16 protein-coding genes and 1 pseudogene are annotated in these 14,142 nt (G+C 29.7%); 6 read left to right on the forward strand and 11 right to left on the reverse strand.

Features of this window, described 5'->3' with window-relative positions:
• The 9 genes and pseudogenes from L8W56_RS08425 to mnmG all read right to left on the reverse strand — a co-directional run.
• Positions 1–706, reverse strand: a pseudogene (locus L8W56_RS08425) (hypothetical protein); the annotation flags it as partial.
• A 58-nt stretch (positions 707–764) separates the two neighbouring features.
• Positions 765–1,535 carry a flagellar biosynthetic protein FliR gene (gene fliR / locus L8W56_RS08430; protein ID WP_220567140.1) on the reverse strand — a complete coding sequence of 257 codons (771 nt, stop codon included), beginning with the start codon at positions 1,533–1,535 and terminating at the stop codon, positions 765–767.
• A complete protein-coding gene (locus tag L8W56_RS08435) occupies positions 1,522–2,157 on the reverse strand; it encodes an ABC transporter ATP-binding protein (protein ID WP_133318668.1) in 636 nt (211 codons plus the stop codon). The genes fliR and L8W56_RS08435 overlap by 14 nt, the downstream gene beginning before the upstream one ends.
• A 2-nt stretch (positions 2,158–2,159) precedes the next feature.
• A complete protein-coding gene (tsf, locus tag L8W56_RS08440; protein ID WP_039626638.1) occupies positions 2,160–3,236 on the reverse strand; it encodes a translation elongation factor Ts in 1,077 nt (358 codons plus the stop codon).
• A complete protein-coding gene (gene rpsB, locus L8W56_RS08445) occupies positions 3,236–4,021 on the reverse strand; it encodes a 30S ribosomal protein S2 (RefSeq protein WP_261545391.1) in 786 nt (261 codons plus the stop codon). Before rpsB ends, tsf begins: the two co-directional genes overlap by 1 nt.
• Positions 4,022–4,193: 172 nt before the next feature.
• Complete coding sequence (locus L8W56_RS08450; RefSeq protein ID WP_263659991.1) at positions 4,194–5,321, reverse strand: c-type cytochrome; 1,128 nt, start codon at positions 5,319–5,321, stop codon at positions 4,194–4,196.
• 2 nt (positions 5,322–5,323) lie between these two features.
• On the reverse strand, positions 5,324–6,568 hold the full coding sequence (locus L8W56_RS08455; protein WP_220567136.1) for a cytochrome b: 1,245 nt from the start codon (positions 6,566–6,568) through the stop codon (positions 5,324–5,326).
• A 1-nt stretch (position 6,569) separates the two neighbouring features.
• The gene (gene petA, locus L8W56_RS08460; protein ID WP_133318665.1) at positions 6,570–7,073 is read right to left on the reverse strand and encodes a ubiquinol-cytochrome c reductase iron-sulfur subunit; all 504 of its coding nucleotides are present in this window, start codon (positions 7,071–7,073) and stop codon (positions 6,570–6,572) included.
• A 165-nt stretch (positions 7,074–7,238) separates the two neighbouring features.
• Complete coding sequence (gene mnmG, locus L8W56_RS08465; RefSeq protein WP_263659992.1) at positions 7,239–9,095, reverse strand: tRNA uridine-5-carboxymethylaminomethyl(34) synthesis enzyme MnmG; 1,857 nt, start codon at positions 9,093–9,095, stop codon at positions 7,239–7,241.
• A 123-nt stretch (positions 9,096–9,218) separates the two neighbouring features.
• Here mnmG and ribE point away from each other — a divergent pair, with 123 nt between their 5' ends.
• The 3 genes from ribE to L8W56_RS08480 are packed head-to-tail and all read left to right on the forward strand — an operon-like array spanning position 9,219 to position 10,667.
• Positions 9,219–9,827: a riboflavin synthase gene (gene ribE, locus L8W56_RS08470; RefSeq protein WP_263659993.1), complete on the forward strand. Its 609-nt coding sequence runs from the start codon at positions 9,219–9,221 to the stop codon at positions 9,825–9,827.
• The gene (gene pgeF / locus L8W56_RS08475) at positions 9,791–10,459 is read left to right on the forward strand and encodes a peptidoglycan editing factor PgeF (protein ID WP_263659995.1); all 669 of its coding nucleotides are present in this window, start codon (positions 9,791–9,793) and stop codon (positions 10,457–10,459) included. Before ribE ends, pgeF begins: the two co-directional genes overlap by 37 nt.
• Position 10,460: 1 nt before the next feature.
• Positions 10,461–10,667 (forward strand): hypothetical protein, encoded by a 207-nt coding sequence (locus L8W56_RS08480; protein ID WP_133318661.1) that lies wholly within the window; start codon positions 10,461–10,463, stop codon positions 10,665–10,667.
• Between the two features lie 2 nt (positions 10,668–10,669).
• On the opposite strand, the gene L8W56_RS08485 is transcribed toward L8W56_RS08480, so the two are convergent.
• Positions 10,670–11,893, reverse strand: coding sequence for a sensor histidine kinase (locus L8W56_RS08485; RefSeq protein WP_263659996.1), 1,224 nt, complete (start codon positions 11,891–11,893; stop codon positions 10,670–10,672).
• Entirely contained in the window at positions 11,886–12,551 is a 666-nt protein-coding gene (locus tag L8W56_RS08490) for a response regulator transcription factor (protein WP_133318659.1), read from the reverse strand. Before L8W56_RS08490 ends, L8W56_RS08485 begins: the two co-directional genes overlap by 8 nt.
• A 129-nt stretch (positions 12,552–12,680) precedes the next feature.
• On the opposite strand from L8W56_RS08490, the gene L8W56_RS08495 reads away from it, so the two are divergent.
• From L8W56_RS08495 to L8W56_RS08505, 3 genes are all read left to right on the forward strand, one after another.
• Positions 12,681–13,268, forward strand: a complete 588-nt coding sequence (locus L8W56_RS08495) for a bacteriohemerythrin (RefSeq protein ID WP_220567131.1) — start codon at positions 12,681–12,683, stop codon at positions 13,266–13,268.
• Positions 13,269–13,345: 77 nt separating this feature from the next.
• Complete coding sequence (locus L8W56_RS08500; RefSeq protein WP_263659997.1) at positions 13,346–13,909, forward strand: bacteriohemerythrin; 564 nt, start codon at positions 13,346–13,348, stop codon at positions 13,907–13,909.
• A gap of 10 nt (positions 13,910–13,919) precedes the next feature.
• Positions 13,920–14,141 (forward strand): ribbon-helix-helix protein, CopG family, encoded by a 222-nt coding sequence (locus L8W56_RS08505; protein WP_263659998.1) that lies wholly within the window; start codon positions 13,920–13,922, stop codon positions 14,139–14,141.
• Position 14,142: the final 1 nt, after the last annotated feature.

Consider the following 14,142-nt stretch of genomic DNA (forward strand, 5'->3'; position numbering starts at 1 on the left):
CTACATTTTCTTCTACATTTTCTTCTACATTTTCTTCTACATTTTCTTCTACATTTTCTTCTATATTTTCTTCTATATTTTCTTCTATATTTTCTTCTATATTTTCTTTATCTAAGCTATCTGAAAAAACTAAATCATCTTCTGTTTTCTCTTCATCTATTAACTCACTTGTCGCATTAAACATATCATCATTTTTTAATCCATCACCTAAATTCTCTTCAAAAAAATCTTCTTGTAAGTTTAAATCATCTTCACTCAAATTTTCTTCATGTTCAGACAAATCAATACCTTCTAAAAGTTCATTTCCATCCAAAGGCATATCTTTACCAACAACTTCCTCATCATCAAAATTTAGTTCATCTTCGCTCAAAGCATCTTTTTGAATATCATCCAAAACCCCATCTCCACTTAGAAGATTTATAAAATCGGTAGGTAAAAACGGTTTATACAAACATTCTATACCTTCTTTTTGTTCTAGGTTTCTAGGTAACAAATAAATCAATCTATCACATTTACTTTTTAAATCATCTAAATCAGCCTCAATATCATGATCTATAATAATTACATCATAAAATCCCTCAAGCTCCTCAATATCCTTGAGCTCCTCAATATCCTTGAGCTCCTCAAAATCATAACCTAATTTTTGAACCCCCAAACTAATTAATTTTGAAACAGCTATATTGGAATTTATTAGCAAAACCCTCATTATCATCTCCCAAGAATAAAAAATACATTATTTTAAAACATTTTTAATTATTTAATGCTTATATATTAAAAAATAACAACTCCATATGCTCAAAACTTTTTACTATTAAATTTTTAAAATATTGCATCATAATAAGTAAAATAGCAATAAGAACCGCGAAAGACAAAAATATCTTGATAGGATAACCAACCACTAAAAGATTAAATTGCGGCATAGTTTTCATAAGCATGCCAAAAATCACATCTGATAGTAAAGAAATAGCTAAAACAGGAAAAGCCATAGAAAAACCAAGCACAAAAATATTTACCATAGCTTTATTTAAATAAAGCATTAAATTTTCATGTGGATAAAATCCACCTAAACTAATATATTCCAATGAATTAGATATAAAAAGCAAAATCAAATGATGTCCATCAAAAGCTAAAAATACAAGCAAAGCTAATAAATTTAAAACTTGTGAAATTACAGGAGTATTTGCACCTGTTGTGGGATCCATAACACTAGCCATTGAAAAACCCATAGTAAAAGAAATCTGCTCACCTGCCATTTGCAAAATGGCAAAAGTCATTTGCAAAATCATTCCTGCTATCATCCCAAAAATAACTTCACTTAAAAGATATAGAATAAAAAAAGAATCAGGTGTATTATTTTCAAGTTTAGCTAAAGGGTATAAAAACATTGTTAAAAACATTACCAAAGTTGTTTTTACCACCAAAGGAATACTATTATGAGAAAAAAAAGGGAAAAAAATTATCAACCCACTCATTCTAGCAAACAAAAGCATGAAAATAACTACATTTTCATCACCTAAATATTTAACAAATTCCATGGTTGTTTAAGTGAAAAACCTTATCACATTTTTTAGCAAGCTCTTGATCATGCGTAACAAAAATTAAAGCTGCATTGTTTTCTTTGATATAATCAATCAAAATATCCATTACATTTAAAGCATTTTTAAAATCTAAATTTCCGGTAGCCTCATCTGCAAAAATAATTTTTGGCTTCTTGCTTAAAACCCTAGCTATACTTACTCTTTGCTGTTGTCCACCGCTTAGTTTTGTGATTTTTTGATTCATTAAATCTGCAATATCAAGTTTTTTTAATAATTCATAATCAATATTCTGCCCACTTAAAACACTCGCAAGTTCTATATTTTCAAAAGCCAAAAAACCTTTAAATAAATAATGCATTTGAAAAATAATACCAAAATCTTTTCTACGAATTTCTAGCAAGGCTTCATCATCTAAGTCGTATAAATCTTGATTATTATAAAAAACTTTTCCCGATTGAGGTTTTAATAAGGTAGATAAAATATGCAAAAGAGTAGATTTACCACATCCACTGCTTCCACATACTGCAATACAATCTTTTGTATTTAAAGTAAAATTTAAATTTTCAAAAAGCGGAATATCAAAACTATGGTTTAAATTTTCCGCTTTTAAAAGTTCCATTTTTAACCAATTTGTGCAGCAACTTCAGCAGCAAAATCTTCAGTTTTCTTTTCTAGGCCCTCACCTACTTCAAAACGAATAAATTCGACTATTTTGATAGTTCCACCTAGTTCCTTTTCTTTATCAGCAATTACTTGTTCGATAGTTTTTTTATCATCCATTACATAAAACTGACCCATTAAAGTAAGTCTGCTATCAAGTTGAGAGTTATCTGCTATAAAACTATTCAACTTACCTGGGATAATATTAGGCCAAATTTTTTCTGGCTTACCTTGTGCTTGAAGTTCAGCCTTAATAGCTTCTTCAGCTGCTTGAATTACCTCTTGAGTTAATTGTTTTCTGCTTGCATATTTTGGAATTTTATGCTCTGGTTTATTAGGATCTTTTAATCTTCTTCTTTCTTCATTTTCTTTTTCTAACTCAGCAACTAAAGCTTTATACTCATTTTCTACAAAATCCATATCAAGCTCTTCATAAGATAAATAACTTGGCTTCATTGCAGCAATATGCATACAAATATGTTTTAAAAATTCTCCACACTTGCTAGCCGTAGCTTCACTATCGCAAGCTGCAGCAATAACTACACCAACACGACCATTGGTGTGAATATAACCATTTACTATGCCATTAGCACCTGCTTTTAAAGTAGCAAATCTTCTAACAACTAAATTTTCACCAATAGTTGCAATTTGGCTTTTTAAGTACTCTTCAAATTTAACACCATTAATCTCACTTGAATGTAATTCTTCAACATTTTGAAGACTCTTAGCTTGAATATGTGCTGTTGTATCTTTTGTTAAAGCAATAAATTGTTCATTTTTGGCAACAAAATCTGTTTCTGAGTTAATTTCACTTACAGTTGCACATTTAAAATCATCACTTACTTTTACACTTACTAAACCTTCAGCAGCTAAACGATCAGCTTTTTTATCAGCTTTTCCAAGTCCTTTTTCTCTTAAAAGTTGCACTGCTTTTTCAAAATCACCATCTGTATCTTTTAAAGCATTTTTACAATCCATCATACCTGCGCCAGTACTCTCACGCAGTTCTTTTACCATTTGTGCAGTGATTTCAGCCATTACTCTTTATCTCCTTCAAAATCTTCTTCACTCATAGCTTCTTCTAAAACTTCTTTTTTTTCTTCTTCAGAAATAGGCTGTTCTTCGCTAACTTCACTATCTTGCTCTCTTAATGCTTTACCTTCATTAATTGCTTCAGCCATTTCTTGACAGAAAAGTTGAACCGAACGAATTGCATCATCATTTCCTGGAATTGGAAAATCAACTAAATCAGGATCGCAGTTTGTATCTAGTGGAGCAACTACAGGGATTTTTAATCTATTAGCTTCTTGTACTGCAATTTTTTCTTTAACAGTATCAATAACAAAAATCATATCAGGTTGAGTTTTCATATATCTAATACCACCAAGATATGCTAGCAATTTTTCTTTTTTTCTAGTAAGCATTAATGCTTCTTTTTTAGTTAAAAGTTTAATACTTCCATCTTCTTCCATTTTTTCTATAACTTCTAATTTTCTAATTGATTGGCGGATAGTTCCAAAATTTGTCATCATACCACCAAGCCATCTGTGATTTACATAAGGCATACCACATTTTTCAGCGTATTCTTTAATCGCTCCACCTGCTTGTTTTTTAGTTCCAACAAATAAAATTGTCTTACCTTCTGCTGCAGCGTCACGAACAATGTTATATGTATATCTAAAATATCTAAGCGTTTTTTGCAAATCAATTACATAAATACCTTTTCTTTCACCAAAAATAAATTTTTTCATTTTTGGATTCCATCTTCTTGTTTGGTGTCCGAAGTGTACACCACACTCTAACAAATCTCTCATACTTACCATGAAATTCTCCTTGAAATAAAATAATTAGGTTTATTCCTCCGCATTCTTTAACCCATAAGCAACCTAATAAGGAATTAATGCGTGTGAAATGAAAAAATATTATATCAAATTTTATTTTATATTTAGCTTATTATTGAAGAAAAAGAACGCCACAAGGCGTTCTTTGAGTAAATTAGTGTAGTTTAGACCAAACTGATCTTTTCCAACCTATAGCAAAAATACTTAAGATAGCAAAGAATATCATAATATAAATTCCTGTTTGTTCTCTTTCTTCTTTTTTACTATCACCAACTTTTTCAAGATAACTAATAACTTGAGTTTGTGCTTTTTCATTTAGACCAACTCTTGGCATAGCAGTTCCATGAATTTTCTTTTGAGGTTCATTGATGAAGATTTCAAGATAATGCGTGCCTTTAGAACGAATCATCATAGATAAATCCGGAGGCGTCATACCAAGATAATTTTTTAAATCGCTCATATTTGAACTTGAAACAAAACCATCATATTTTACATCATGGCATCTTCCGCAAGCATTTTCAAATGTATGTTTGTTTTTAGCAAAGTCAAATTCTTTTGCAATTAAAGCCGTTTTTGCTTGCTCTGAAAGCTCTTGGTTTTTAGCATATTTTTCTTCTAAATCTGCTTTTAATTTTGTATCAAATTCCTTCTCATACTCACTAGCTGTATTTTTAAAGAATGCAATTAAATCTGCTAAATCTTGATTATCTTGTGCTTCATCACCACTTAAAGGATAAGCAGGCATTAAGAATGGATTTTCATCATTAAATTTATGTGAAATTTGCAAAGCCTTAACTGGATCAACAATCAGTGCTGCTAAAAATTTCTCATCATAAATAGCACCCGCATCACTTAAATCAGGAGGTGTTACACCCAAAGAAGAATCTGTAATAGTAGCAGGGATTCCGACGGCTTTCACACCATGACATGCAATACAATTTCCTTCAAAAAGCTCTTTTCCTTTTTGTGCATTACCTTTACTAAAATCAATTTTTGCGATTTTTTCCCATAATTGCTTAGTAGCTTCTTCTTGGCTTTTAGCAAGCTCTAGTGCTTTTTGAGCATTAGCTATAGCTTTTTCACTTCCTGAAGCATTAGCATCTATTGCAGCTTTTTCTTTTAAAGCAACTTCGCCTTTAGTAAATTCTACATCAGCTTTTGCAAAGTCAAAATTAACCGGAGTTGAAGGAGGATTCATCACTGAATGTGCATAAGGCTCAACCCCCCAATAAACTAAACCTGTGAAAAAGACAACTACAAAAAATATTTTTAATTCTCTCATTATTAGCCCCTTTTTCTTTCCATGATAGTAATAATTGGTAAGACTACTAACAATAATAGTAAAAATACCATAGAAGCATAAAATCCTATCCAAGCATTAATTCCTGTTGGAGGAAGCTTTCCATAAACTGTTAGTACAATTAAATCTATCAATAACACCCAAAACCATACAAAAAACATTGGTCTTTCGTGTGCTGGTTTTACAACATCACTTCTATCAAGCCAAGGTAACAAGAAGAAAATAATTTGTGCTATACCAAACGCTGCAAGACCTATATCAAAAGCTTTAATGCTTCCAACATCAAAGAAAAATCCTCTTAAAACTTCATAACTCCATAAGAAATACCACTCAGGATAAATATGAGGAGGTGTTTTTAAAGAATTTGCTGGGTCAAAGTTAATTGGATCCATTGCGAAATTAAATTTAAAACACACCAAATAGAAGAAGAAAATCATAAATAACGCAATATACATAAAATCTTTAGCTAAAAATCCTGGCCAAAAAGGAATAACTTTAGAACCTTTTGTATCACCTGCTAAATATTTTTCAGCTTCCAAATCAAAATCAATTTCTTCTGAAATTTCATTATTTACATGAGGAATTCTTAAAGAATAAAAGTGGAATGCAATAATTGCTAAAATTACAATAGGTAATAAACACACATGCAGCATAAAAAATCTAGTTAAAGTTGGATCTGATACTGCAAAATCTCCTCTTATCCAAATAACTAATGCATCACCTATAAAAGGAATTCCGCCAAAAAGCTGAGTAATAACTTGAGCAGCCCAAAAACTCATCTGTCCCCAAGGTAACATATACCCACTAAATGCTTCTGCTGAAAATACAACAAACAAAAGCATACCGCTAATCCAAATCATCTCACGACCCTTTTTATAAGAGCCATAATAAATTCCCGTTAACATATGGATATATATGATTAAAAACACAACTGAAGCAGCCACACCATGCATATGACGCCAAAGCCAACCATACTCTACTTCTTGCATGATAGTTTTATTAACACTATCAAAAGCCAAAGCCACATCTGGCTTATAATACATTACTAAAAATAGACCTGAAATAAATAAAATAGCAAAAAGAGTTGTCAAGATAACACCCATTGCCCATAAGAAGTTAATTTGTTTTGGTATCCAATACTGAGCCATTAAAACATTAAAAAGCTTATTTACAGCTAATCTTTGATCAAGCCAATCTATAATACCACTAGCTTTTTTTATCTGTGCCATATCAAGCCTCCGCAATCATTTTTTTATATTCTGGACCTTCTTCGCCTAACACTAGTTTAGTTCCATCAATTCTAAAAGGAGGAATGTCCAAAGGTCTTGGAGGAGGACCAAATACATTTTTACCACTAGTGTCAAATTCGCCACCGTGGCATGCGCACTTAAACAATTTCTCACTTGGAGCATAAGCCGGAATACAGCCTAAATGCGTGCAAAGACCAATAACTACAGTATATGCAACATCACCCACAATAACATCCCTACTGCTATCTTTTGCCATATCCGCATCTTTTTTTAAGATAAATATAGGCTTTTTACGCCACTCGATTGTTCTTAATTCGCCTTCTTTCATACCAGAAAGATCTACGGTAGTAATACCTGCTGCTTTTACACTTGGGAGCGGATCCCATGTTTTTTTCATTGCAACTAATGAAAAAGCACCACCCACAGCAGCTACCGTTCCAAAGGCAAAGCCCATAAAGCTTCGTCTACTTTCAGATGTAGCCATTTTACTTCCTTTGTTTTGATTTATTTGTTGTAAAGTATAGCAGTTTATCTAAAAAATAATAAATTTTTTCTTTATATAAAAAAGCTTTATTTAAGATATGCAAGTATTTATTTAAAATAACAGAAGTGTATTTATTTTCAAATCAAAACAATAGATAAGTTAATATCATCTATTGTTTTTCATTTTGATATAAATATGCAAAATATCTAAAGCAGCAGGGGTGATGCCACTAATTTGCGAAGCAGCAAAAATAGTTGGCGGATTAAATTTTTGCAGTTTTTCCACCACTTCATTACTCAAACCACTTACACTTTTAAAGTCAAAATTTTCAGGAATTTTTAAGTCATTTAAGTTTTTCATTTTTTCTATTTGTGCTTTTTGCATTGCTATATAATGATAATATTTTGCTTCATTTAAAATTTCATTTAAAGAATACTCATCCATTTTTGCAAACATTTCATCTAGAGCTTTTAATTTTTCTATATTAAAACTCGCCCTTGCAACAATTTTTTGCAAACTTACTATTGAGGTAATTTTTTCTTCTTTAATGCTTTGCAAAAATTCATTATTTTGATTGCTTGGTGTCCATGTAGTTTGAAGTAAAAACTCAAGTCCTTTCCTAACATTTTGCTTTATATTATCAATATATGCATAGTCTTCTTGACTTAAAAGTTTAAAATTATGTCCATATTCTCCAAGTCTTAAAATAGCATTTTCTTCTCTTAAGAGCAGTCTATATTCAGCTCTTGAAGTAAACATTCTATAAGGCTCTTTTGTGCCTTTCATTACTAAATCATCGATTAATACCCCTATATAAGCCTCATCGCGTCTTAATACAAAAGGCTCTTTTTCATCAATTGCTAAAACCGCGTTCACTCCTGCCATAAAACCTTGTGCAGCTGCTTCTTCATAACCAGTAGTTCCGTTAATTTGCCCAGCACAATACAAATTTTTAATCTTTTTAGTTTCTAAAGTATGTTTTAACTCCGTTGGATCAATATAATCATACTCTATGGCATAACCAAAACGCGTGATTTTAGCATTTTCAAAACCTTTTATACTTCTTAACATCGCAATTTGCACTTCATAAGGAAGTGAAGTAGAAAAGCCATTGATATAATATTCAGTAGCATCTTTAGTTTGTGGCTCTATAAATAAATGATGACTTTCTTTATCACCAAAACGATTAATCTTATCTTCTATAGATGGACAATATCTTGGACCTATACCTTCAATTTGTCCTGTAAAAAGCGGAGCTCGGTAAAAGTTACTTTTTATAATCTCATGTGTTTTTAAATTTGTTCTTGCTATATAACATGGAAGTTGATTAGGATTGAAATTTTTTGTTTTAAAACTAAAGGCCTTAGGATTTTCATCTCCGGGTTGAATTTCTAAAACACTAAAATCAATACTTTTAGCATCTACTCTTGGACAAGTTCCTGTTTTTAACCTCCCTACTTTTAAACCACTTTGTTTTAAATACTCACCCAAATTTGCAGACGCAAGCTCACCTACCCTACCTGCTTGAAGCTTAGTTTCACCTATATGGATAAGTCCATTTAAAAAAGTTCCTGTTGTAAGTATGATTTTTTTAGCAAAATATGTATTTTCTAAATTAGTTTTAACGCCCTTAACTTCATCATTTTCTATAAGTAAAGACAAAGCTTGCTCTTGAGAGATTTCTAAATTTTCAAGTTTTAAAAGCTTATTTCTAGCACAAATTCTATAAGCGTCCATATCAATTTGCGCTCTACTTCCACGCACTGCAACACCTTTGCTTTCATTTAAAATTCTAAATTGAATTCCAGCCTCATCAGTGATTTGTCCCATAAGTCCACCCATAGCATCAAGCTCTTTTACCAAATGTCCTTTTGCTAAGCCGCCTATAGCAGGATTACAACTTGCAGCACCAATTTGCTCGATTAAAGTAGTTAAAAGTAAAGTTTTTTTGCCCATTCTAGCGGCAGCAGCACTAGCCTCAACTCCAGCATGCCCGCCACCTATTACGATTATATCATACATATTTTGACCTCATTTTTATAAAAAAGGCAAAAATTATATAATATTTTTTAAAATAAAACACTAAAAATACTTTTTGAAATTTAAAAGTTTTAGATAAAATCTCATAAAAATTAAAGGTATTGAATGTTTAATGGATTAATCCGCGAATTAGCCTTTGTCAAATCATATCAAAACAACACTTTAAGATTAAAAGCAAGTTACAAACCAAAACTAGGTGATAGTATAGCAGTTAATGGTGCGTGCTTGAGCGTAACAAAACTTTTTGATAATGGCTTTAATCTTGAACTTTCTTATGAAACAAGAACTCACATAGCTATTGAAAATTTAAAAGACTATGTGCATATTGAACCTGCATTAGCTTATGGCGATAGAATAGATGGGCATTTAATGCAAGGACACATTGATGGTATAGGTGAAATTACTAATATTTCTAAAAAAGAAAACGGAGTTGATTTTTATATTAAATGCCCTGATAATATACAAATTTATATGGCAAATAAAGCAAGTGTAGCTATAGATGGAGTAAGTTTAACTATCAATGAAGTTTTAAAAGATAGTATTCGTTTGACTATTATTCCTATAACCTTTAATGAAACCTTGTTTAAAAATTACACCATAGGAAGACGCGTCAATATAGAAAGTGATCTTTTAGCAAGATACATACACAGACAATTAAATTATAAAAAAGAAATTTCATGGCAACAAATAGACAAGATTACATCACTTTATTAGAAAATGATTTCGCAAAAGCTTTTGTAGCCTTTGATCAAGATTATAATATTTTTAGAGCAAAAATTTGTAATAATATTTTTCCTCGTGAAAATTCTATAAAAAAGTGTGTATTTTTAAATCAAATTCATTCTAATATCATCACTCAGTATAATAAAAATTTTCATTTTAACGCTGATGGGATAATTAGCAATGAAAAAAATATAGCTTTATGTATTTTAAGCGCTGATTGCCTGCCTTTGCTTTTATATGATGATAAAAATAAAACCATAGCAGCTTTGCATTCAGGCAGAAAAGGTTGTTTTGAAAATATCTTAAAAGAAGCTGTTTTGAAAATGCAAGAAAGTTTTAACACTCAAACCAAGAATTTAAAACTCATCATTTCAGCAGGAATTTGTGTTAAAAATTATGAAATTAATGGCGAGGTTTTAAACCACAGCAAAGAAAATTTTGCGCATTTTTTACATGAAAATAAGCTTGATTTAAAAGCATTAGTTAAATTTCAAGCAAAAGAATTAGGTATTAATGATATTTTTGATATCAATCTTTGCACCTTTGATGATGAGAGATTTTTTTCTTATAGAAAAAATCAAACTCCAAAGCGCATTGTTAGCGTGATTTATTTAAAGGATTAAAATGTATGAAGTAAAAAATCTACTTGCTTTAAAAATTCTACAAAAAGCTAGAGAATTTGGCGATAATGACTTAAGCAATGAACTTTTAATCACTCAAATGCTAAATCATACCCCACAAACTCTAAATCAAAACGATACTAAAAATTTAAATGAATTTATCACAACGCTTATAAATGCTAAAGAAAAAGCTAAAATGAGCAATAAATAATTTTAATTTTTCCAAGTTAAAATAAATTTTGTTCCTTTCTTTAACTCACTTTCTACTTTTATTTTTATATTATGTTCTTTACAAATTTTATCCACCAAAGAAAGTCCTATACCAAAACCACCTTGATTTTCATTAAATCTTGAATAACGCTCAAAAATATTAGCCAAATTTTCCTTTGCTATGCCACAACCACTATCTGCTATTATAAGTTTTTGCTCTAAAAGTGCTATTTTAATATGTCCATTTTTTATATTATATTTTATAGCGTTATTAACAAGATTATCAAACATTTTAAAAAATTGCTCTTTATTAGCATAAATTTTTCCATTATCCTCTAAAACAAGTTCTAAGTCAATATTTTTTTGCTCTAAAAATATCTTAAAATACTCCATTCTTTCTTTAATCAAATTTTTTAAAAATATCCAATCTTTTTTTGCTTCATAAGCTTGAGAAAAATTTAAAAAAGTTAAATCTGAATACAAATGACTCAAAGTCAAAGCAGCTATTTTCACACGCTTTAAAGCTTTAATTTCTTCAAAATTCTTTTTTCTTTCTAAACTCTCTACACTCATTAATATTGCACTAATTGGGGTATTAATCTCATGAGTGGTATCTTTTATAAAATTATTTAAAAACCTTATTCTTGCTTCTAAAGGCTTGAGTGCAAATTTAAGTATTAAATATCCTACCAAACTAACAAAAATCAAAGAAAGTACCATAGCTAAAGCAACTTTAAATCTTATAAATCCAAGTTCTTTAGAAATATCATCACCTTGTATTAAAACTCTTAAACGATTTACATCTCCTAATATTTCTAAAGCACTTTGATTTTGATTATCAGCAAGTAACAAGCTATTTAAATTTATATCAGCTACATAAATCAAAGTGTTATTGTTATAAATATTCGCATTATTTGATTTAAAAAAAGTTGTTTGAGCGGGTAAATCAAGATTAGAAAAATAAACCTTAGTTCTATCAAATATTGCAAATTTTATATTAGAAATTTGAGCTATTTTCTTAGCACTTTTTTCTATGGGTTCAAAACGCGATTTTTCCATTTGCAAAATCACAAAACGATGTTCTTGTCTTAGCTTTATGCTATATTCGCTTATTAAATCTTCTATTAACTTAGCATACCATATACCAAAAAGCACTATAAGAATACTTCCTATACTTACTAAATACAAAGAAAGAATTTGCCATGCAACGCGCTTGGCTTCATGCATAACAATACCCTCTTCCTCTTTGATTGATAATGCTTTCTTTTCCTAAAATTTTTCGTAAATTTTTCACATAAGCTCTCAGACTAAGCTCACTTGGCTCTTGATCATATTCCCAAATTTCTTCAAAAATATAAGCAGTATCTATAAATTTACCTTTATTTTTCAAAAGTAATGATAAAAGTTTTAATTCTTTTAAGGGTAAAGACAATGGCTTATCGTTTTGATATAAAGTTTGCGATATAAAAGCAAATTTAAAACCATTTCCCAAGTCCTCATAATCTTCATTTTTATGCGCAAAAGAACGCTTTAAAATAGCATTAATCCTTATTTTTAACTCCTGCAATTCAAAAGGCTTTTTGATATAATCATCACAACCACATTCAAATCCTTGTTGTAAATCCATAGTAGTATTTAAAGAGGTCATAAAAATAGCTGGGGTATATCTACCTGCTTCTCTTAAATTTTTAAGCACACTAAAACCATCTCCTAAAGGGACTTTTACATCCAAAATCCATAAATCAAAATTTTTCTCATAAGCTTTATCTTGTGCATCTTGAGCATTATCCACCAAAACCACTTCAAAGCCTTCTTCTTCTAAAAACTCACTAACAATTTCCCCTAAGTTAATATCATCTTCTAGTAAAAGAATTTGCGTAGCCATTTTAAGCCTTTTATGCTATTTTAATTTGGATTATTATATTTTTTTTATGTAAATTTAGTGTGAATTTAGCATATTTAAAGGCAAGTATTTATAAAATATTAACTATTTTATTGAATTTAGGATTTTATTATGTTGCCAAATTGGGATCAAAAATATAGTATTAATAATGAAAAAATTGACGAACAACATAAAAAACTTTTTGAACTTGCTGCCAAAGTGGAAGAAATTTCAGATAGGCCAGTTTATCAAGTCGAGCTTAAAAAGATAGTTGCTGAATTTTTTCACTATATTAAAATTCATTTTCAAGATGAAGAATCCTATATGGCTGAGATTAATTACCCTTATCTAAATCAACACAAACTCATGCATAAACAAATCACAAAATCCATGATAAAACTCATACAAAGTATAAAAAGTACAAATGATTTAAAAGAAAAATTATATATAGTAGTTAATTCATGGTTGATAGAACACATCATTCAGCATGATATGATGATAGAACATTGGCGTCAAAACACCCAAGCAAAGAATTCTTCAGATACTTTTGAAGAAGAAGCTCCAAAACCAAAAAAATTCTTATATCAATGTCAATGCGAAGGAAAAACACACAAGGTTCCTTATGATATTCATTTAAAAATGCAATATTCTAAAGTGCAGTTTAAATGTAAAGAATGCTCTGCGAATTTAATACAATACAAAGAAAAAATAGAAATCTAATAAAAATTAATAATAATTTAAAATATAGTAAACTATAATGCTTATAAAACTCTTCTAAATATAAACAAGGAGCTAACATGCTACCAAAATGGTGTAGTAAATATAGTATCCATAATGAAGAAATTGACAGACAGCATAAAAAACTTTTTGAACTTGCTGCAAATGTCGAGATGATTTCAGATAAACCTGTCCATAAAGGACAAATTAAATTTTTACTTGCAGATTTTTTTAATTATATGAAAGAACATTTTGCCGAAGAAGAAAAATACATGGCAAAAATAGGTTATCCTGAACTTTCTAACCATCAAAAAATTCACAAAAGTATCATCCAATCTATGATTGATTTAATTCAAAATCTCAAAAGCACAAATGATCTCAAAGAAAAACTTAATGTCATTGCATCAAAATGGCTTTTAGAACATATTTTAAGAGAAGATATGAAGATAGAAAAATGGCATCAAGCACAACTAAATAAAAATGCCAATACTACAACTTTTCAAGAAAATCAAGAAATTTATGAATATATTTGCTCTTGTGTAAATAAAATTCACAAAGTTCCTTGCGAAATTCACCAAAAAATTCAATTAAACAATGCAAGTTACAAATGTAAAACTTGTCAAGAAGCTATCAAACTAAAATAAAGGTTATAAAATGAATAAACGCTACACTTTAACTCTTCCATTAGAGCTTTATGAACGCTTAAATCAAACTGCGAAATTTTCTAAAAAGAAAAAAGCTGAAATTTTACGCAATGCTTTAGAAAATTATCTTGATGAAATAGAAGACTTTGCTCCAGCCATAGAAGCTTTAGAAGATTTAAAAGATGGAAATAGTAAAAAGTTAGATAACATTATAAAAAAATTAAAATGTTAAC

This window comes from Campylobacter sp. IFREMER_LSEM_CL1085 (assembly GCF_025772235.1).
GTDB lineage: Bacteria > Campylobacterota > Campylobacteria > Campylobacterales > Campylobacteraceae > Campylobacter_D > Campylobacter_D lari_D.